Origin of the sequence: Bacillus sp. FSL R10-2780 (assembly GCF_038006125.1) — a bacterium.
Classification (GTDB): Bacteria; Bacillota; Bacilli; order Bacillales; family Bacillaceae_G; genus Bacillus_A; species Bacillus_A cereus_U.
This window is the reverse complement of the sequence record NZ_JBBOUQ010000001.1, coordinates 968,358-989,638: the sequence shown is the minus strand read 5'-3', so window position 1 is coordinate 989,638 and position 21,281 is coordinate 968,358. Positions and strand designations below refer to the sequence as shown.

Below are 21,281 nucleotides of genomic sequence, written 5' to 3'. Positions count from 1 at the left end.
ATGTTACAAACGAAAGAGAAAATAAAAGTTATGCGTGCGGAAGACCTTCCTATTCAAATTGGTAAAGAAGTGCAAATGAAAGACATGTCTATCGCCCTATTTCGTCTTTCAAATGGCGATATTCGAGCTGTAGAAAATCGTTGTCCTCACAAAAACGGACCGTTAGCGGAAGGAATTGTATCTGGAGAATTCGTCTTTTGTCCACTACATGATTGGAAAATTTCATTACTAACAGGTGAAGTTCAAAAACCGGATGACGGCTGTATTCAAACGTACGAAGTAGAAGTTATCGACGGAGATATTTATATATATATGTAATTTACAAAAGGAAGCCTCCCCTGGCTTCCTTTTAAATAAAAACAAACGAGGTGCGAATATGAACGGATATGTATATTTAGTTGGTGCAGGACCAGGTGATGAAGGGCTTATTACAAAAAAAGCGATAGATTGCTTAAAGCGTGCAGATATTGTCTTATATGACCGCTTATTGAACCCTACTTTTCTTAGTTATACAAAGCAAACTTGTGAACTTATTTATTGCGGTAAAATGCCTAAGAATCATACTATGCGACAAGAAATGATTAACGCCCACCTCCTTCAATTTGCGAAAGAAGGGAAAATCGTTGTCCGCTTAAAAGGCGGAGATCCATCTATTTTCGGCAGAGTTGGTGAAGAAGCAGAAACTTTAGCGGCAGCAAACATTCCATACGAGATTGTGCCAGGTATTACAGCTAGCATCGCCGCTAGTAGTTATGCAGGTATCCCCCTCACCCACCGCAACTACAGTAATAGTGTAACTTTACTAACTGGACATTCAAAAGGTCCTTTAACCGATCATGGAAAATACAATTCATCCCACAATAGCGACACGATCGCCTACTATATGGGTATAAAAAACTTACCTACCATTTGTGAAAACTTACTACAAGCAGGAAAAAAAGAAGATACACCCGTAGCAGTCATTGAATGGGGTACAACTGGAAAGCAGCGCGTTGCCACAGGGACACTTTCAACCATTGTTCCTATCGTCAAAAACGAAAATATTTCTAACCCTTCCATGACAATTGTTGGTGATGTTGTTACTTTGCGGAATCAAATCGCTTGGAAAGAACGTAAACCATTGCACGGCAAGAAAGTTTTATTTGCATCTGCAACAAATAAAGAAAGTTCAATAAAACAAATGTTACAAGAATCTGGTGCAGAAATATATCAAATTCCAACTTTCCAAAAGGAAGAATACACATTAACCTCTGAACAAATCAATGAAATTTTTAGTGTTGATCGCCTTGTATTTTGTTCAGCTGAGAGTGTAGAGATTTTGATGCAATCATGCAGTAAGCACCATAAAGATATTCGTTCCTTACAGGCAGAACTGCAATATATGAACCTTCCTGTTCAAGAAAAGCTTATGCAGTATGGATTGTTAAGTAAACCTGCAGCGTTTTCTTCTAATACAACTATTTATTTAGGCCGAAATATTAATCGAATTGCTTTCATTCAAGAAAAAATTGGTGCAGGCTCCTATATGATGACTCATGAGTATACAATCGATAATCGCTTCGATGAAATTCATTCCCGTATGCTTTCGGAATTCTCATGGGATAGCATTGTATTTGAAGGACGCGCTTCAATTGATACGTTTCTATCAGAAGTAAAGCGTCTTGGATTTATGCATGTTCTTACTCTTCCATTCTCGTATACAGACGTTCCAACTTTACACTATGCGAATAAAGTCGGGTTACATAACATTGATCATCAATTACAAGACATTATTATGAAGAAGGATATGGTGGCAAGATGAAAGGAATTGTATATGTTGGACACGGTAGTCGACTACAAGAAGGCAATGAACAATTCATTCACTTTATTCAATCAGTTATGACAGAGCGTAACGAAAGAATTCAAAAAATAGCTTTTCTTGAACTAACAACACCTACCATTCAAGATGCAGTTACAGAAACAATACTAGAGGGAGCAACTGAAATAATGATAGTTCCTGTTTTATTATTTGCAGCAGCTCACTATAAACGTGATATTCCTTTTGAGATAGAGCAAATGCAAAAGAAATATCCACATATAAATTTTTCAGTTGCACCACCTTTTAGTACGCATCCACATATGGTTGAACTTGTAGTTAAAAGAATACGTGAAACAATGCCAATGCAAGACAGTAGAATTATACTCGTCGGTCGAGGTAGTAGTGACCCTCAGCCGATATATGAATTACAACAAATTGGAGCAGCTGCCGGACGAAAACTCGGTATGCCAGTATCTTGTTCCTTTTTAACAAAAGGAACTCCCTCTTTTACTGCTGAGCTCAAAAATATAACATCGACTGCGTCACATGTATATGTCATGCCGTACCTTCTCTTTACCGGATTATTGCTTCAAAAAATTAAATTACATACAAAAAAGTATGATCCCGTTACAACTTGCAACTGCCTTCAGTTTGATACATACATGAAGTTAACATTATTAGAACGAATGGAGGAATGTGTGTATGTATAACCTGTACCCTCTTATGCTTAATCTAAATAAAAAAGTGGTTGTTATAGTTGGTGGTGGTAAAATTGCATATCGAAAAGCGTCTGGATTAAAGGATACAGGCGCTTTTGTCACGGTTGTCAGCCCGGAAATTTGCGAGGAAATGAAGGAGCTTCCTTATGTTACATGGAAGCAAAAAACTTTTACTAATGATGATATTAAAGATGCCCATCTTATTTATGCCGCAACAAATCAACATACTGTAAATATGATGGTCAAGCAAGCTGCCCATGATTTCCAATGGGTTAACGTTGTAAGTGATGGTACAGCATCATCATTTCACACACCTGGTGTCATACGAAATGATGAATTTGTTGTCAGTATTTCAACTTCAGGTAAAGATCCATCGTTTACAAAACGTATGAAGCAGGAACTAACCTCTATACTTCCTAAGCTTATAAAAAAACTTTCCCGTACACATAAATCGGAATCTATCTCTTAGCTAGCATATGAATTTACTTTGGACAAACGTTTTTAGAGACGTTTGTTCTTTTTTATGAAACAAGTAAAATATCGTTATCTATAGAACGATATTGATACAACCATTCATCCCCTCTCGTGTTCAAGTATAAAAAAAGGATGCCTCTACTAGGCACCCTTTTTCTCTATTAATTATTCTTTAACATCACTAACAGCTTCTCTTGGCTATACATCCACACTGTAATGATTAAACAAGCAAGCGCTACTTCTGATAATGCCATAAATCCAATTGCATAATGACCTGTTAGTTGGAATAGTAGTGTTAAAATTAATGGTGGGAAGAACCCTCCTAGTCCACCTAAAGCTGACACAACCCCATTTACAATCCCTGCTTGTTCAGAGAAGTACATTGGAACAAGTTTAAAGATTGTACCATTTCCAATACCTGCACAGAATGCGACTAGTAAGCAACCAAATGTATACACGTTCATACTAGGCATAAATGATAACACAATACCAGATAGTGTTAAGCCGATAAATACGAAGATTAATATTTTAAATGGATTAAACTTATCACCGAGCCAACCACCAATCGGACGCATCATTGTTGCTAATACGATGAATCCGGCTGTCCGCATACCTGCATCTACTTTCTCTAATCCGAAGTGAGATACTAAAAAGTTTGGTAAATATACTGTGAATGCTACAAATGATCCGAATGTTAAAAAGTAAAAGATACATAAAAACCAAAGTTTTTCATTTTTATATACACCTTTTATTTGTTCCATTAATGGTGTATTCACCTTTTTCTCCTTACGATCACCTAATAAAAAGTTCATAAGTGCAAATGCTGCAAGTAAAACTAAATAACACTGTACTGTCGTTCTCCAGCCAAATGAAGTTGCAATGACAGGTGCTAAAAATGAAGTAATTGCTGTTCCGGCGTTACCTACACCGTAAATACCATTTACAAAGCCGTGACTCTCTTTCGGGAAGTATTTCGGTAAAGAAGTTACCCCTACAGAGAATACAGCCCCACCAATCCCTACAAATAAGCCACCAATAATTAAATCCCTCATAGAATTGGCAACACTAATATAAAAGACAGGGAATAATAATAGAATAAAACTAATAAAGAATAATTTTCTTGCTCCGAAACGATTTGTCCAATAACCAATTGGAATGCGAAGAATAGAACCTAAAATAACCGGTACTGCTGTGATCATAGAAATTTCTCCCGCAGTTAATGGAATATCTGCTTTAATATATGGCATTAATGATGATAAAATTACCCATACCATAAAACCGATAACTAGATTAGAAGTTTGTAAACTTAATTGAAAATTAGGACTCTTCATCCTGTTCCCTCCTATGTATTCGTAGTTATATTAATTCCCTCCAGTCTAATCACGTCTTAACATGATTAGACTGAAAAGAATCAACCACCACTTACTGGCGGAATCATCGCTACAATATCGCCAGTTTGAATGATGTCGTCCTTATTTGCGTATTCTTCATTTATAGCGACCATAATCTGGTTTGAAATTGTTATGTTGTATTCTTTAACAAGAATATCTTTTAGCTCAGCAACAGTAATCTTTTCACAATCTATTTGCAACGCTGGCTTACTTGCTTCTTCTTGCAAATTTGCAAATAATAATACTTCAATCATCTTCTCATCTCCTTTTCAGGCTCCCCACTTAAATATGCTGTTTTCTCTAACTGATCCCCTATCCATGACTCACCATCTTCCCAAAACTCTTTCTTCCAAATCGGAACAATTTGTTTAATTCGTTCCATAATATATTCATTCGCCTCATAGGCTGCTTTCCGGTGTGGTGTAGAAACAGCTACAACAACAGCAAGGTCAGAAATTTGCAATGTACCAATGCGATGCGTAATTGCCACATATGTCCCAGGCCATTTCTCTTCTACTTCGGTACCAATTTTCGCAAGCTGCTTTTCCGCCATTGCCTTATAAACCACATACTCTAAATATAACGTACGACGTCCTTTCGTAAATTCTCTGACAGTACCAATAAAAGTAGTAACTGCACCACACTCACGTCGAATTACTTTACTTGTAACATCTTCAATTGAAATAGGCGTATCAATTACTTCATAATACGTATGTGTCATCTTGCACCTCTTATCTTTGTATAAATCATAATCCGCGAAGAAGCCATCAATCTATTTTTCTATTACTTGTATGATCGAAGTGGTTCTTTCCATGGACACTCACTGCCTACGTTTGATTCTAATAACAGTACCGAAACAGTTATTCCTGCTTCAAATCCTCTCGTTCCTCCCGGTAAAACGATAAATGCATTCGCATCTGCAAGTGAAGAAATTGCACTTGATTTATCTAAGCCAACTGGTGTAACTTGCAATTGACCATCTACAATTTCCACTCTCCCTCTTACAAAACGAGTAAATGGGTTTGCTTTCGCAAAGTCTTTCTGTAAAATCGCCTCTGTACGATATACATGCGGATCTTTCCTATACAAATATGTTTGAATGACGGGTCGAACAAATAATTCACAACCGACATAACAAGCAGAAGGATTACCAGATAGACCGAATAATAGTTTTCCTTCTAGCTCAGCTACAGTTGTCACGCTTCCTGGCCGCATCGCTATTTTATTGAAAAATACATTAGCCTGTAACCTCTCATAAATAGCAGGTAAATAATCGTAGTCTCCTACTGAAACACCACCAGTTGTAATTAAAATATCGACTTCTTTCATCGCTTTTTTTACAGTGTTATAACACGTCTCTAAATCATCAGCAAATTGTCCATAATACTGTACAACTCCGCCCGCTCGTTCAATTTGAGCAGCTATCATATAGGAGTTACTATTTCGAATCTTCCCTGGTTTCAGTTGTTCATGTACTTCGAGCAGTTCACTTCCCGTCGTTACAATTCCAATAACCGGCTGTCTTACAACACATACTGAACTATAACCAAACGTAGCAAGAAGTGCTGCTACTCCAGGGGTAATAGAAGTCCCTTTTTTCACAAGTATGGAATTTTTTTTCACATCTTCTCCTGTAAAAGAAATGTTATCACCAGAGGCGAAAGGACGTTTTAATTTCATATAAGTCTTTTCGTTTTCTTCAAATGCTTCCGTTAGCTCTAACATAACGACAGCATTACACCCTACTGGAATTGCGGCTCCTGTCATAATGCGAACAGCTTGAAATACCTTCACCTCTTCTGTAAAAACAAAACCAGCCCCGATTTCACCAATAACTTCAAACCGAATAGGATTACTGCTACTTGCGTCTTTTGTATCTTCCGCTCGAATCGCAAACCCGTCGTATGGAGATCGATCAAAATGCGGGACGTCATGATCCGCAACTACATCTGCTCCAAGAGTTCTTCCGTAGCTGTCTATAAGAGAAACCTTTTCCGTTTCACCTAGATAGGCATACTCCATTACACGTGCGACTGCTTCTTCCACTTGAATTGGTATACGTTTTTCTAACATTCTTTTTTCACCTCATTTTGAGAAAGAAAAACTCTCTTTCTATTTAACCTATATATTTTGCGTATAATCGTTTTGCCATTTTCACATCATTTGTTCCATGAATAAATGCCCTACCGTCTGTAAATAAAACGAAACGATATTCATCAACTAAAAACGATAGTAAATACGGCGTTTTTTGGACATTCACACTTTTTTGTAAGCGCTTTTGAACTTCCTCTAAATGAAGAACTCGTTTTATGCCTGGGCGGATTTGAACCGTATTCCTTCCGCATAGCACTTCTGTTTTCAACTGTGATTCAAATGTTAAACTTGGGTACGTGCGTGCATTTCCACAAGATGGACATGTATTTTTCTTCTGTCTATTTACTTTTAATGAGAGATACTGATTGTTCCAAATATCAAATGATAACATTGTCCCTCTTAGCGACTCATAATCATCCACCAATATTTTCATTGCTTCTGTTACTTGATGAGCAACGACCAGTTGTACAGCTGGCTGAATGATCCCTGCTGTATCGCATGTTGCTCCGCCCATAGGATGATCCATCAGACAGCGAAAACATGGTGTTTTCCCAGGAAGAATTGTATACGTTACACCGTAACTTCCAATGCATCCACCGTATATCCAAGGTATATTTTCTTTTTGCGAAATGTCATTTATAAGTAGGCGCGTATCGAAATTATCAGTCGCATCTAATATGAGATTCACTTTTTTTGTTAACACTTCCATCTCTTGCATTGTGACGTCCGTTACAATTGGTACAATTTCTACTTCAGAATTAATCTTCCCTAAATGTTCTGCAGCTGCAATTGCTTTTGGTTTACACTGCTGTGCATCTTCTTCTGTATATAACTGTTGCCGCTGTAAATTACTCCATTCGACGTAGTCACGGTCAGCAATTGTCAATTTCCCAATTCCCATTCTAACTAGCGCTTCCGCATTTGCAGCTCCTAGTGCACCCGCACCGATTAGGAGCACATGCTTTTCTCTTATTTTTCTTTGGCCCATTTCACCAATTCCAGAAAATAAAACTTGCCTTGAATAACGCTCTTCCATGCAGAATCCTCCTTTCGTTATCCACCAATATAAGACATTTCAATTTTAGGACGATTTTTTGTACTTTCTGCCGTTCGTTCATCTGAATACCGATCTTTTCTGTACTCCCATACACCTTTTAGAATTTTTAATAATGATGCATCAGAAATATTTTCCCGAAGAAGCGTTCGTAAATCTGTTCCATCTGCTCTGAATAAGCACGTGAAAAATTTACCATCTGCCGAAATACGAGCTCTCGTACAAGAAGAACAGAATGACTCAGAAACAGAAGTAATAAATCCAACTTCTGTATCGCTCCCTACATACCGATACAATTTCGCTACTTCTCCAAAATAACGAGGCTTAATGGGCTCAATAGGATATACACGATTAATTTTTTCTATTAACTCTTCCTTCGTAATTACTTGTTCAAAGTTCCATCCGTTCGTACTACCAACATCCATAAACTCGATAAAACGGAGCTGAATTCCCTGCTTTTTAAAATAACCTGCCATCAGAAGAATTTGACTATCATTCATCCCTTTTTTTACGACCATATTTACCTTTACTTCTAGTCCTGCTGCCTTTGCTGCCTCAATTCCCTTTAATATAGGCTTCGTACTTACATTACGACCATTAATTTTTTGAAAGATATGATCCTCTATCGCATCTAGACTAATATTTACACGTTGTAATCCTGCTTCTTTTAATAGCTTAGCTTGTTTTGCTAAATGAATACCGTTTGTTGTGAGTCCAATATCCGTTAAGCCATCTAACTTTGCAAGTCTTGCAATCAACTTCGGTAAGTCTTTACGTAATAAAGGTTCCCCGCCTGTGATCCTAATTTTTTTCACTCCCATGCTAATAAATAATTTCGCTAACCTTTCAATTTCATCGAATGTCAGTAAACACTCTTCCTGTAAAAAAGCATAATCAGGTCCGAACACTTCAGCCGGCATACAGTATGTGCACCTAAAATTACAACGGTCAATAACTGAAATACGTAAATCTTGAAGTGGTCGCTCTAAAGAATCTTTCATCTTCCCTTGCATCTATATCCCTTCTTTTCTACTTAAATCCTTAGTAAGTTTTCAATTTTTCATTTGCCTTCATTATAAAAAAGAAGCTACATATTCAATGTGACTTTTCTCACATTACTTTCCCCATTTAAAAAATCTTCACAAATCCGTTCGAATTTTGTTCACATCTCTAGTCCCATTCTCTTTACATACTAAAATTTCTTAAACTAAAAAACTTATATTCGCATAATATAATCCCTTACTATAAGTAGCTTTTTAGACATTTAAAGTCGTTTTTCCTTACGGTCATTGAAATTTCACTTTATTTCCAAAAATATCTCTTGCAATTTCATCATGATTACATCCAAAATAAGAAATATACTGCTTATAAGAAGAAAGGTGATTGCTGTGGCAAACAGTACGGCATTATCCAAAGATTTAAAGGAGTTACTTTCATCTGTTGAATATAAAATGCAAATCAATAAGGGGAGTTTTATTTTTCAAGAAGGTATGGAAGCAACAGAAATTTATATCATTCACTCTGGAAAAGTGCAAATCAGTAAACTTAGTGCTGACGGACAAGAATTAACACTTCGCATTTGTTCACAAAATGATATTATTGGGGAATTAACATTGTTCACGGAAAATGCAAGGTATTTATTAAATTCGAAATGCCTTGAAGATGTTGAAGTAGGGGTTATTAAACGTGCAGCCTTAGAAATAGCATTACTTCAAAAGCCTGCACTTGTATTTGAATTTATGAGATGGATTAGCGAACATTTAAGAAGAATGCAAACAAAATTCCGAGATCTAGTATTACACGGTAAAAAAGGTGCCCTGTATTCTACACTCATTCGAATGACAAATAGTTATGGTATTTTAAAAGAAAATGGGATTCTCATCGATTTACCTTTAACGAATCAAGAACTTGCGAATTTCTGTGCAACTTCCCGTGAAAGCGTAAATCGGATGTTAAGTGATTTAAAAAAACAAGGGACAATTTCTATTTACAAAGGTAAGATTACAATTCATGATTTACAATTCTTAAAATGTGAAATTGCTTGTGAGGATTGTTCTGCCTCAATTTGTAGTATTGAGTAGCATCTTATTTAGATGCTACTCTTTTTTCATATTAAGTTACTGGTTATTTTCCTTGTTGCTATCCCCTATATCAAGAAAGACGAGGGCTTCAATTAAACCTCGTCTTTCTTGATATATTACTAAATAGGTATAACGGCATTATTTTTTCAATTCATTAGGAATACGTCTTCTGTAAATAACGTAACTACGGCTTAAATATTTAATCGGAGCACTAAAAACATGGACAAGTCTTGTAAACGGCCATACTGCGAAAAGCCCCATCCCTGCAATAATATGAATTTTAAACCATACAGGTACTTCCATCATATATTCAACTTTCGGTTGGAAAATAAAGAGACTACGGAACCAAGGACCGATTGTTGTACGATAATCAAATCCTTTTGAGTCAATATTTAAAAAGGTTGAAGTCAGTCCCGCCAGCATCACAATAAGCAATAAGATAAGCGCAACATAATCTCCTGTTGTACTCGTTGCAATGATGCGTTTTACTGTTAAACGGCGATACGTTAATATAATTAATCCAATAATAGAGGCAATCCCTGCCGGAAGTCCGAAGCTAATCGCTATTATATGATACATATGCTCAGAAATACCTATTGAGCGGTATATGGACTCTGGAATTAATATCCCCATAACATGACCGCCAATTACGAACATTATCCCAAAGTGGAATAATAGACTTCCGATCCGGAGCATTTTCTTCTCTAATAGTTCGCTAGATTTTGATGTCCAGCCAAATTGATCATAGTTGTATCTGAAAATGTGTCCACCAATAAAGATTGCAAAAATGATATAGGGAAACAGCACCCATAAAAATTGATCCATCATTTTGACAACACTCCTTTCTAATTCGTCTGTACTCCCCATGCATCGATAGCTAAGAGAACGGCTGCAAGAATTGGTTCGTGCATACAGTTTGCTTCTTTTAATTGCCCGTGCAGTGCTTGTATATTTTCCGTGTATTTACTCATAATTGGTTCGCTATCTTTTTCATTCGCGTTTGCAAGAAACTCAAGTAAAAGCGGTAAATAATCAGGTAGTTCTTTATCTGTTACGTTAAAACCAGATTTTTGATAATGCTGTTTTAACTCTAATAATTCAATTCCACGCTCTCTTTGTTCACCTGTTTTCATGTAGGTAAGATACATATTTGTCTTCTTTCCAAAGTCGAATGTATAGACGTAAGAATCAATAAGTTGATTGTCTGTTTTATCTAGCGCTGCTTTTATAAATGTTGTAAGTGATGCTCTGATTTCTTCCTGTTCAATTTCTTGAATCTCTTCCTGTAATTCTAGTAAAGCTTCTCTCCAACCTAGTTCAGGATAGGAGAGAAGAAAAGAAGAACAAGAAAAAGCGGTTTGTAAACTTTGTTTCATATTTGTCTGCCCCCTTTATTTAAGAGATTGTCATACAAGAGCCTGGGCCACCTGTGAAGGAAAGACCACAGCTTCCTTGTTCACTATATAAATCTGCAACTTGTTCGCGGTGAGATGTCGGAATGACGAAGCGATCTTTATATTTCGCAATGGCAAGAAGACGATACATATCTTCTACATCCTCTTTCGTTAAACCAATTTCTTTTAATACTGCTTCATTTGGTTCCTTATTAATTTGCAGTGCTCTCATATGTGTTCGCATGACAGCCATTTTTTTCAATGTAAGACGAATGTGTGATTCATCTCCTGCAGTGAGTAAATTCGCTAAATATTGAATTGGAATACGCATATTATCAATAGCAGGGAAAATTTCTTCTGCTTTCCAGTTACTTCCTTTCCCCTCCACCATATTCATAATCGGGCTAAGCGGCGGGATATACCAAACCATCGGCATTGTACGGTACTCTGGATGAAGAGGAAGAGCAATTTTCCAATCAATAATCATTTTATAAATAGGTGACTCTTGAGCAGCTTTCATCCATTCATCAGGAATTCCTTGTTTTTTTGCTTCAGCTATTACTTCTGGATCATTTGGATCTAGGAAAACAGTAAGCTGAGATTCATATAAATCTTTTTCATTTTCAACAGAAGCTGCTTCTTTTACTTTGTCAGCGTCATATAGCATTACCCCTATATAGCGAATACGTCCTACACATGTTTCAGAGCAAATTGTTGGCATACCAGCTTCAATACGCGGGAAACACATTGTGCATTTTTCTGCTTTATTTGTTTGCCAGTTAAAATACACTTTTTTATACGGACAAGACGATACACAAAATCTCCAAGCACGACATGCATTTTGATCAACAAGGACAATTCCATCTTCTTCACGTTTATACATCGCACCAGATGGACAAGACGAAACGCAAGATGGATTCATACAATGTTCGCATATGCGTGGTAAATACATCATAAAGACATTTTCAAAATCCGTTTTAATTCCTTCTTCCATTTTCTTGACGTTCGGATCTTGTAATCCTGTTATATGTCCACCTGCTAAATCATCTTCCCAGTTTGGACCCCATTCAATTTTGTCGATAAATTCGCCCGTAATTGCTGATTTTGGACGAGCAACTGGTTGATGCTTACGCTGCGGGCTGTTTGTTAACGTTTCATAATCATAATTCCAAGGTTCAAAGTAATCATCGATTGTTGGTTGATCTGGATTGTGGAAAATGTTCATAAGACGCTTCATTTTCGAACCGGATTTCAGCTGAATTTCACCATTTTTTAATTCCCAGCCGCCTTTGTATTTCTCCTGATCTTCCCATTGTTTCGGATAACCAATTCCAGGTTTCGTTTCTACGTTATTGAAGTACATATATTCAGCACCTGGACGATTTGTCCAGGTGTTTTTGCATGTTACGCTACAAGTGTGGCAGCCGATGCATTTATCTAGGTTCATTACCATTCCGACTTGCGCTTTAATCTTCAAGCCAATCTACCTCCTTCAGTTTACGGATTACGACATTTAAGTCACGCTGGTTCCCCGTCGGACCATAGTAGTTAAATCCATAGCTTAATTGGCCATATCCACCAATCATATGTGTTGGTTTAACGTGAATACGGGTTGGACTATTATGTGTTCCCCCGCGGGTGCTTGTTAATTTCGTACCAGGCACGTTAATGTGACGATCTTGTGCATGGTGCATAAATGCCATTCCCCTCGGTATACGGTGCGTTACAACAGCACGTGCTACGACAACGCCGTTACGATTAAAGCATTCAATCCAATCATTATCGGCAACTCCAGCTTCATTCGCGTCATCTTTGTTCATCCAAACAGTTGGACCGCCTCTAAACAGCGTTAACATCGGCAATGAATCGAAGTACATACTATGAATCGACCACTTATTATGCGGTGTTAAATAGTTTAGTGTAATTTCTTTCCCTTCTACTTCAGGTCGTGATTTACGAAACGGTTTATGTTGCAGAATTGGTTTAAATGTTGCCATCGTTTCACCAAATTCTTTCATCATGTCGTGATCTAAGTAGAAAGATTGTCGACCGGTTATCGTTCTCCAAGGGATGAGACGCTCAACATTGGTTGTAAATGGTGAGTAACGTCGTCCACCTTTTTCAGAACCCGTAAAGGCTGGAGAAGTAATTACTGTTTTAGGCTGCGCTGTAATTTGTTCAAATGTGAAGCATTCTTCTTCACGTTCTTCTGCTAAATCACGTAGTTTTAAATCGGTTTGTTTTTCAAGTGCTTCCCATGCTTTTACAGCCATATGACCGTTTGTTGTAGAAGAAAGTGTTAATACCGCCTCAGCAGCATTGATTGCTTCTTTTATATCTGGGCACCCTTTCGCAATAGAATCCGTTCGAATAACTCCTAATCGACTCTTTAATTGCTCATATTCTTTTTCTGCTGACCAAGAAATCCCTTTCGTACCAATCGGTTGTTTTCCGGTATTTGGTCCAAGCGCTGTCATCTTGTCATAAATCGTTTTGTAATCCCTTTCGACAACATGAATTTGCGGCATTGTTTTACCTGGTATTGGTTCACACTCACCTTTGCTCCAATCTTTAATCTTGCCAAGTGGTTGCGCTAATTCTTGCGGTGTATCGTGAAGAAGTGGTGTTGCAACAACTTCTTTCATTGGCTCAAGATCAATTTTCTTCGCTAAATCCGACACAGCTTTAGAAAGAGCGGTGAAAATATCCCAGTCAGAGCGTGCTTCCCACGGTGAACCGATTGCTGGATTAAATGGATGTACAAATGGATGCATATCTGTACTACTTAAATCATGTTTTTCATACCAAGTTGAAGCAGGTAAGACGATATCAGAATAAAGCGCCGTTCCAGCCATACGGAAATCTAAATTAATGAGTAAATCTAACTTCCCTTCAGGTGCATCTTCATGCCACTTAATTTCTTCTGGTCGTAATGAATCACTATCGTCATTCATTAATCCGTTTGTTGTACCTAATAAATGTTTTAAGAAATATTCGTGACCTTTACCGGAACTTGAAATTAAGTTTGCACGCCATACGAATAAGTTACGCGGGAAGTTGTTTTTATTATCTGGATCTTCAATTGCAAATTTCAGTTCTTTTTCTTTTAATTTTTGTGCAACGTATTTTCCGATTTCTTCTTGCGTTGTTGCACCAGCAGCAACAGCTTCTTTATATAATTCAATTCCATTCTTCTCGAATGTTGGATACGAAGGTAACCAGCCAAGTCGTGCCGCTAATACATTGTAATCACCGTGATGTTGATAACGTGAGTTGCCCTCAATTGGTGATGCTAAATGTCCAACAGGTGTATCTTCATAGCGCCATTGATCTGTTACGAAATAGAAGAATGACGTACCGTTTTGTAATTTCGGTGGCCCTTGCCAATCTTTTGCCATTGCGATTGTTTGCCACCCTTCTGCTGGTCGCAGCTTTTCTTGACCAACATAATGTGCCCAACCACCGCCGTTGACACCTTGTGCCCCGACGAGAAGAACAAGATTTAAAACTGCGCGATAAATCGTATCAGAATTAAACCAATGGTTAATACCAGCTCCGACAATAATCATCGAGCGACCATTCGTATCAACTGCATTTTGCGCGAACTCACGAGCAATTTGAATAATAAGTTCTCGCTTTACTCCAGTCATCTTCTCTTGCCATGCAGGTGTAAACGGTACATCATCATTGAAATCTTTCGGTTCTTGCCCGCCAAGACCTCGGTTCACACCGTAATTTGCTAACGTTAAATCGTATACAGTTGTAACGAACACTTCGCCTTCTTCTGTCATAACTTTTTTCACTGGAATGGTACGTTCTAATACTTTGTTTCCATCATCCGAGAAGTACGGGATTTGTACAGTTTCAACAGCATCTTCCATTCCAAGTAAAGAAAGACGTGGATCAATCGTTTCACCTGTCTGTTCATCTTCTAAACGCAAGTTCCATTTCTTCTCGTTATCCCAACGTGATCCCATTGTGCCGTGAGGTGTTGCAAAATCTTTCGTGTTATCATTCCAAAGAACAGGTTTCCATTCACCTAACTTAGTTTCACGTCCAATATCAGAAGCGTTTAAGAAACGATCAGCAACGAATTGATCTCCTTTTTGTTTCAATGTGACAAAGAACGGAAAATCAGTATATTGCTTCGCATACTTTGTGAAGTATTCCACTTGATTATCTACGTAAAATTCTTGTAAGATCACGTGCCCCATTGCCATCGCAAGGGCACCGTCTGTACCTTGCTTCACACTAATCCAATCATCAGCAAACTTTGTAGACTCGGCAAAATCAGGACTTACAGAAACGACTTTCGTCCCCTTATAACGAACTTCTGCTAAGAAATGAGCATCTGGTGTTCTTGTCATCGGTACATTTGAACCCCATGTCATAATGTAACCAGAGTTATACCAGTCACTACTTTCTGGCACATCCGTTTGATCACCCCAAATTTGCGGAGAAGCTGGTGGTAAATCAGCGTACCAATCATAGAAGCTTAGCATCGGCCCACCCATAAGTTGCATAAAACGGCTACCAGCAGCATGACTTAACATCGACATAGCTGGAATTGGTGAGAATCCAACATTTCGGTCTGGACCATATTTAATTACTGTATAAAGTAAAGAAGCTGAAACAAGTTGTAATACTTCATCCCAATTCGCTCGGATGAATCCCCCTTTACCGCGTGCCTCTTTATAAGCACGTGCTTTTTCAGGGTTTTCCACGATGCTTTTCCAAGCGTCTAGTGGTGAATCGTTATTTTGTAATTCCTCTTGCCACATACTCCAAAGAACACCACGTACATACGGATATTTCACACGAAGTGGACTATAAATGTACCAAGAAAAACTCGCCCCACGTGGACATCCTCGTGGTTCAAAATCAGGCATATCAGGACCTGTTGTTGGGTAATTAAGCTCTTGCCCTTCCCATGTTACAATTCCATCTTTCACATAAATGTTCCAACTACACGAACCAGTACAGTTCACACCGTGTGTAGAACGGATCACTTTATCGTGCTGCCAACGCTTTCTGTACACATTTTCCCATTCACGATCTTCATATGTTTCTTGTGTATGATTATCGTTATAACGATCTATTGGTGAAAAATATTTTAAACGTCTCATTAGTGCTGAAGGTTTCTTCTTCATAGTGTTCACTCCTTTAATACGTCTCTCTTACATACCCTTACTATAAAAGAGGTTGTAAAATACAGATGTGACATTTCGCACAGTTCAAGAGATTGTCAAAAATTCATAAAAAAATAAGTTTGAGAGAAAGTATTCGTAAATAAAGGTTTCTTTGCTCCGTTGTGAAGTTTTAAGGTCAACAGTGATTATTAGGAGAATAGTATTTTGAGGTATCGACCATTTTGCAAAAGAAAAAACGTAGGAGACATTCCTACGTTTTTCTTTATAAATATATTAAAAAAAGTTTTGATATTATTTCAAAAATGCTATAAGGAAACGATTATAAATTGTATGTAAGGAATTTATTTTTTCAGCGATACTATTTTATATTAAGACATATTTTACATTAAACTAGAAATCATTATTTACTATATTGCCCTTGGTTACGGAAACAATTATACTAGATATAATTTGAATTAATAATCTGAATATTCTTAGAATTAAGAGTAGGATTTCCTTTGAGGGCATAGAAATTGTAAAGTATCTCACCATGATTTTTTAACATGTAAGTTTCTTCCTATTTATACAAGTTCTCAATATGAACTTATATAATACCATTACGAGTTACCTCTTAGATTACTATCATACTGCAATAAAATGAAGGAACTCCTTTTCTTTAACCTAAATTCTATTTTTCACTAAATGAATTAGAAAACGATAATAAAACTAGGAGGATTACGATGCCCCAGATTGATTCATTACATCCCATTGTAGAAAAAATAATCAACAATATTGAAAAATTAATGGTCGGAAAACGAAAAGAAACGATCTTAGTCTTGACAGCTCTCTTAGCTGAAGGTCATGTACTATTAGAAGATGTTCCCGGTGTCGGGAAAACAATGCTAGTACGTGCTCTTTCTAAATCAATTGATGCCGATTACAAGCGGATTCAATTCACACCTGATTTACTGCCGTCAGATGTAACAGGTGTTTCTATTTACAATCCAAAAGAGCTCCAATTTGAGTTTAAGCCTGGACCAATTATGGGGAATTTTGTACTTGCTGATGAAATTAATCGTACATCTCCAAAGACGCAATCTGCCTTACTTGAAAGTATGGAAGAAGGCACTATCACAATAGATGGCATTACAAGACCGTTACCAAAACCGTTCTTTGTAATGGCTACACAAAATCCGGTCGAATATGAGGGAACATACCCTTTACCAGAAGCTCAGCTCGATCGTTTCTTGTTGAAGCTAAGAATGGGATATCCTACACCAGAAGAAGAATTTGAAATTTTAAACCGGATGGAAAAAACAAATCCACTCTCCCATTTACAAGCTATTACTACAATAAAAGAATTACTTTATTTACAACAAAGCGTACGGGAAGTAAGCATGGACAAAGCAATCAAGCATTACATTATAAAGCTTGTTAATCAGACTCGTTCTTATAGTTCTATACAGCTAGGTGCAAGTCCACGCGGCTCAATTGCTTTAATGAAAGCTTCACAGGCTTATGCATTCATCCATGGTAGAAATTATGTTATTCCAGACGATGTTAAATTTTTAGCTCCTTACGTTTTAGCACACAGACTCATTCTAAAAATGGAAGCAAGATTTGAAGGAATAACAGGAGAACAAGTTGTCGCCAAAATCGTTGCACGAACTACCGTGCCAACTCAAAGGACGACGAACCTTTGATGAAACGACTACTACGAGCACTATATCACGTTACCAAGTTATCGCTAATCCCTTTATGCCTAGTCTTAACATTTGTTTACGCTATGCTTCAAGGAGGATTTGTAAGTTGGTTTTTGTTTTACAGTACGATTCCTATTGGTCTTTATTCACTACTACTCCCCTTCTACGCTTTACGGGATGCTGAAGTAAAACGAATAACAAACCAAAACGAATATGTAGCAGGAGAACAATTTTTAAGCACTATTACAATAAAAAGAAAATTTCCTTTTCCCTTACTTTATTTAGTTATAGAAGATGAACTGCCATCACAATTTACAAGTTGTATACAAACAAAGATGAATAAGGTAATACTCTTTCCAGGATTAAAACGAAATATTTCGTTTCAATATGTGATTGACACACTCCCTAGAGGAGAGCACACTTTTTCAAGCGTACGTGTCAAAACTGGCGATCTATTCGGTATGATGGAGAAAGAAGTAACTTTTTCAGTTCCAGATACATTTTTAATCTATCCCCAGTACGTAGATATAACGTATCGACAATTGGAAAATCATTTCGAACAAGGAGCGCTTTCAGCAAATATAAATTTAGCAAAAGACTCTACAATCTCTGTCGGTGTCAGAGACTATAAACCTGGTGACCGCTTTTCATGGATTGATTGGAAAGCAACTGCACGAACAAACAATATTATGACGAAAGAGTTTGAACAACAGCGCAGCCATAATATCATGATATTCATGGACAGAACCACATCCCCTCTATTCGAATCAGTCGTAACGTTTACTGCCTCTATTGTGAGGGCTGTCTTGAAGCAAAATTCACCAGCGTCATTCGTGTCCGTCGGAAAAGAACAAACTATTTTCCCTTTAGACAATGGAGATACTCAGTTGCAGCAAATCTTTTGTCATTTAGCGAAAGTACAAGCAGACAGTGTATTCCCGCTCTCCCAGAGTGTAGAAATGGAATTAAGAAAAATTTATGAGCCCGTAACGATTATACTCGTGACAAGCGATCTTTCTCCCGATATTCAAAAGTCGGCTGACTGTGCTGCTATAAAAAATAGAAAATTAATGGTGTTTGTCGTGAAAGAAAAAGCGAATCAACTCTCACAGCGAGAACTCAGTATACTAGAAACTCTACAAAAACGAAAAATATTTGTAAACGCGGTTTATGAAAACCGGTATACAAACGTGTTTTTTGAGGTGAGCAAATGATAACATTACAAACAAAATACCAATGGGATATGAGCAGATTCTTCATGCATGTATGTGCACTTCTTCTTTTACTAGAATGGCTAAGACCCCTTATAGGTATTACAAACGTAGGTAGATTAGATATTTTTGTAATATTTATAGGAATTTGCTTCACTCTCTCTTTTTTTCAAACAAGGTGGCAGATTCCAATAAAGATCGTCACGATATTATTCATCATTCATTTTCTGTATTATAAAAATACTTTTATAAATCCATCTTGGTTAACGAAATTTTTTACTGATATTTCTCGAAATTCCTCCCTGTTTTTCCAAGGGAATTTGCTAGATATTTCTCCAGTTTTTCCAACACTTTTATTTTTTTTATCATTTTGGTTTTTGAGTGCTTTCATCTCTTTTTGGATGATTCATAAAAAACGTGGATTGTTATTTCTTGTATTGACTATTATTTATATCACAACTTTTCATAACTTACATTTATACAATGCAAACTACGCTATTATTCGTACTGTTGTCATCGGCTTTTTTATGCTTAGTCTTCTTCACATAGAACGAATAAAAGAGATGGAACACTTACAAAATTATGCTAGAGTAATCTCAAAATTACTTAGACCTCTTACAATATTTATTGTATTGTCAGCAATCATCGCATACTTTGCTCCAAAATTTGGTCCTCAATGGCCAAACCCAATGAATTTTTTAAAATTCAACACATCCGAAGCAAGTAAAGAACAAGAAGTTTCTAAAATTGGGTATGGTTTAGATGACTCCCGATTAGGCGGTCCTTTTAAGGCGGATCCTACAATTGTTTTCACAGCACAAACACAAAACAAACAATATTGGAGAGTAGAAACAAAAGATTTTTATACAGGAAAAGGCTGGGAAGTTTCTGAAAATCAAAAAAAGGTTTCTTTTAAAAATAAAAACGACGTCGTGAGCTGGTACGAACAAAATACAAAGACGGAGGCAACGGAGGCAACAATCACCATGCAAAAAAGTTATCCTCACCTTACCTATCCAGCAGGATTAGTATCAGTTGAGGCTTCTTCTGATGTATCATACAGCGTTGACCCATTTTCAGAAAAAATCTATACGATGCACGGAGACTCTTCTACTACTTTAAATTCATATAAAGTAACATATGAGATCCCGGAGTTTTCCATAGAAAACTTGAAAGCTGTAAAAACGAATGAAGGTCAGGAAACAAGTTCTTATTTCATGACAAAGTACACACAACTTCCCGAATCATTACCGCAGCGAGTAAAAGACTTGGCTATCAATCTTACAAATGATAAAGACAATCGATATGATAAAGTATTAGCTATTGAAAATTACTTCACAGACAATTCTTTTGTATACGAAACAATGAATGTCTTATTCCCTGCCAAAAACCAAGATTATGTAGATCAATTCCTTTTCGATACAAAAAGCGGCTACTGTAATAATTTTTCGACGTCTATGATCGTGTTACTTCGTTCTGCCGGGATTCCTGCTCGCTGGGTAAAAGGCTATACAGAAGGAACTCTTGAGAATACACTTGCTGGTACAGAAGGTGAGAATGTTTATAAAATCGCGAACAATAACGCACACTCTTGGGTCGAAGTATATTTTCCAGAATACGGATGGATTCCATTCGAACCAACAAAAGGGTTTACCAATCCCTATAATTTTATAAATAATACCCCTGCTTCTACTTCACAAAATAGCGAAGAAACTAATTCTAATAGTGGGCAAATACACCAACGGAACAATGAAGCGAAGCTCAAAAGTTTAATAGAAAATACAGAAGAAGCCTCTACTAAAAAGATTACAAATTCTAAAAATAGGATTTCTTGGTGGTACGTATTCCTCTCTACGATACCGATTAGTATCATCGGATACATTCTCTTCACTACTAGAATGAAATGGATTACATTTTTTATTATTCTTTTCTATAAATACCGAAAAGATGATGCTGTTTATCAAAAAGCTTACAGTGCACTTTTAAAACAATTTGCGAGAATTGGCATACCACGGGGTGAAAGTCAAACATTCCGAGAGTATGCTCTCCAGATCGATACACTTTACAACTCGGCCGATATGCAACAACTTACTTTCAGTTATGAGAACGCTATGTATCAAAAGGGACAGGCCGCAGCCGAATGGAAGAAATCCGTACACTTATGGGAAGTGCTTATGAAAAAAGCAACTTCTCTGCCTAAATCAAATGACTTCGATACAGTGATTTAATCTTG

The 21,281-nt window shown here is 37.1% G+C and carries 18 protein-coding genes; 8 read left to right on the top strand and 10 right to left on the bottom strand.

All coding sequences use genetic code 11. The features are described 5' to 3' along the window. Genes nirD through NSQ47_RS05215 form a run of 4 tightly spaced genes read left to right on the top strand, consistent with a single transcriptional unit; the run spans position 1 to position 2,986 of the window. Positions 1 to 318, top strand: coding sequence for a nitrite reductase small subunit NirD (gene nirD, locus NSQ47_RS05230; protein ID WP_002148387.1), 318 nt, complete (start codon positions 1 to 3; stop codon positions 316 to 318). Between the two features lie 58 nt (positions 319 to 376). Beyond that, positions 377 to 1,801, top strand: coding sequence for a uroporphyrin-III C-methyltransferase (locus NSQ47_RS05225; protein ID WP_340823475.1), 1,425 nt, complete (start codon positions 377 to 379; stop codon positions 1,799 to 1,801). Continuing rightward, on the top strand, positions 1,798 to 2,508 hold the full coding sequence (locus NSQ47_RS05220; RefSeq protein ID WP_340823473.1) for a sirohydrochlorin chelatase: 711 nt from the start codon (positions 1,798 to 1,800) through the stop codon (positions 2,506 to 2,508). The genes NSQ47_RS05225 and NSQ47_RS05220 overlap by 4 nt, the downstream gene beginning before the upstream one ends. Then, positions 2,501 to 2,986, top strand: a complete 486-nt coding sequence (locus NSQ47_RS05215; protein WP_070170080.1) for a precorrin-2 dehydrogenase — start codon at positions 2,501 to 2,503, stop codon at positions 2,984 to 2,986. Before NSQ47_RS05220 ends, NSQ47_RS05215 begins: the two co-directional genes overlap by 8 nt. Positions 2,987 to 3,152: 166 nt before the next feature. Here NSQ47_RS05215 and narK read toward each other — a convergent pair whose 3' ends face one another. The 6 genes from narK to moaA all read right to left on the bottom strand — a co-directional run bounded on the left by narK (position 3,153) and on the right by moaA (position 8,543). Beyond that, complete coding sequence (gene narK, locus NSQ47_RS05210; protein WP_340823469.1) at positions 3,153 to 4,322, bottom strand: nitrate transporter NarK; 1,170 nt, start codon at positions 4,320 to 4,322, stop codon at positions 3,153 to 3,155. Between the two features lie 80 nt (positions 4,323 to 4,402). Further along, positions 4,403 to 4,636 carry a molybdopterin converting factor subunit 1 gene (gene moaD, locus NSQ47_RS05205; protein ID WP_002148393.1) on the bottom strand — a complete coding sequence of 78 codons (234 nt, stop codon included), beginning with the start codon at positions 4,634 to 4,636 and terminating at the stop codon, positions 4,403 to 4,405. After that, the gene (locus tag NSQ47_RS05200; protein ID WP_340823467.1) at positions 4,633 to 5,103 is read right to left on the bottom strand and encodes a molybdenum cofactor biosynthesis protein MoaE; all 471 of its coding nucleotides are present in this window, start codon (positions 5,101 to 5,103) and stop codon (positions 4,633 to 4,635) included. The genes moaD and NSQ47_RS05200 overlap by 4 nt, the downstream gene beginning before the upstream one ends. Positions 5,104 to 5,165: 62 nt before the next feature. Then, complete coding sequence (locus tag NSQ47_RS05195; RefSeq protein WP_340823465.1) at positions 5,166 to 6,455, bottom strand: molybdopterin molybdotransferase MoeA; 1,290 nt, start codon at positions 6,453 to 6,455, stop codon at positions 5,166 to 5,168. 43 nt (positions 6,456 to 6,498) lie between these two features. Continuing rightward, positions 6,499 to 7,512, bottom strand: coding sequence for a molybdopterin-synthase adenylyltransferase MoeB (locus NSQ47_RS05190; protein ID WP_341036286.1), 1,014 nt, complete (start codon positions 7,510 to 7,512; stop codon positions 6,499 to 6,501). Positions 7,513 to 7,529: 17 nt separating this feature from the next. Continuing rightward, entirely contained in the window at positions 7,530 to 8,543 is a 1,014-nt protein-coding gene (gene moaA, locus NSQ47_RS05185; RefSeq protein ID WP_002148399.1) for a GTP 3',8-cyclase MoaA, read from the bottom strand. A gap of 375 nt (positions 8,544 to 8,918) precedes the next feature. Here moaA and NSQ47_RS05180 point away from each other — a divergent pair, with 375 nt between their 5' ends. Next, positions 8,919 to 9,611, top strand: a complete 693-nt coding sequence (locus tag NSQ47_RS05180) for a Crp/Fnr family transcriptional regulator (RefSeq protein WP_002158081.1) — start codon at positions 8,919 to 8,921, stop codon at positions 9,609 to 9,611. A gap of 138 nt (positions 9,612 to 9,749) precedes the next feature. Here NSQ47_RS05180 and narI read toward each other — a convergent pair whose 3' ends face one another. The 4 genes from narI to NSQ47_RS05160 are packed head-to-tail and all read right to left on the bottom strand — an operon-like array spanning position 9,750 to position 16,155. Further along, positions 9,750 to 10,439 carry a respiratory nitrate reductase subunit gamma gene (gene narI, locus NSQ47_RS05175; protein WP_341036285.1) on the bottom strand — a complete coding sequence of 230 codons (690 nt, stop codon included), beginning with the start codon at positions 10,437 to 10,439 and terminating at the stop codon, positions 9,750 to 9,752. A gap of 17 nt (positions 10,440 to 10,456) precedes the next feature. Continuing rightward, on the bottom strand, positions 10,457 to 10,987 hold the full coding sequence (gene narJ, locus NSQ47_RS05170) for a nitrate reductase molybdenum cofactor assembly chaperone (protein ID WP_002158082.1): 531 nt from the start codon (positions 10,985 to 10,987) through the stop codon (positions 10,457 to 10,459). Positions 10,988 to 11,006: 19 nt separating this feature from the next. Beyond that, positions 11,007 to 12,482 carry a nitrate reductase subunit beta gene (narH, locus tag NSQ47_RS05165; RefSeq protein ID WP_340823453.1) on the bottom strand — a complete coding sequence of 492 codons (1,476 nt, stop codon included), beginning with the start codon at positions 12,480 to 12,482 and terminating at the stop codon, positions 11,007 to 11,009. Beyond that, positions 12,472 to 16,155 carry a nitrate reductase subunit alpha gene (locus tag NSQ47_RS05160; RefSeq protein ID WP_340823451.1) on the bottom strand — a complete coding sequence of 1,228 codons (3,684 nt, stop codon included), beginning with the start codon at positions 16,153 to 16,155 and terminating at the stop codon, positions 12,472 to 12,474. Before NSQ47_RS05160 ends, narH begins: the two co-directional genes overlap by 11 nt. Before the next feature lie 719 nt (positions 16,156 to 16,874). Between NSQ47_RS05160 and NSQ47_RS05155 the strand changes: the two genes are divergently transcribed. From NSQ47_RS05155 to NSQ47_RS05145, 3 genes are read left to right on the top strand one after another with little or no spacing between them, the layout of a single operon-like run. Then, entirely contained in the window at positions 16,875 to 17,837 is a 963-nt protein-coding gene (locus tag NSQ47_RS05155) for an AAA family ATPase (protein WP_340823449.1), read from the top strand. Next, positions 17,837 to 19,051, top strand: a complete 1,215-nt coding sequence (locus NSQ47_RS05150; RefSeq protein WP_340823447.1) for a DUF58 domain-containing protein — start codon at positions 17,837 to 17,839, stop codon at positions 19,049 to 19,051. Before NSQ47_RS05155 ends, NSQ47_RS05150 begins: the two co-directional genes overlap by 1 nt. Next, positions 19,048 to 21,276 (top strand): transglutaminase TgpA family protein, encoded by a 2,229-nt coding sequence (locus NSQ47_RS05145; protein ID WP_340823445.1) that lies wholly within the window; start codon positions 19,048 to 19,050, stop codon positions 21,274 to 21,276. Before NSQ47_RS05150 ends, NSQ47_RS05145 begins: the two co-directional genes overlap by 4 nt. Positions 21,277 to 21,281 lie beyond the last annotated feature (5 nt).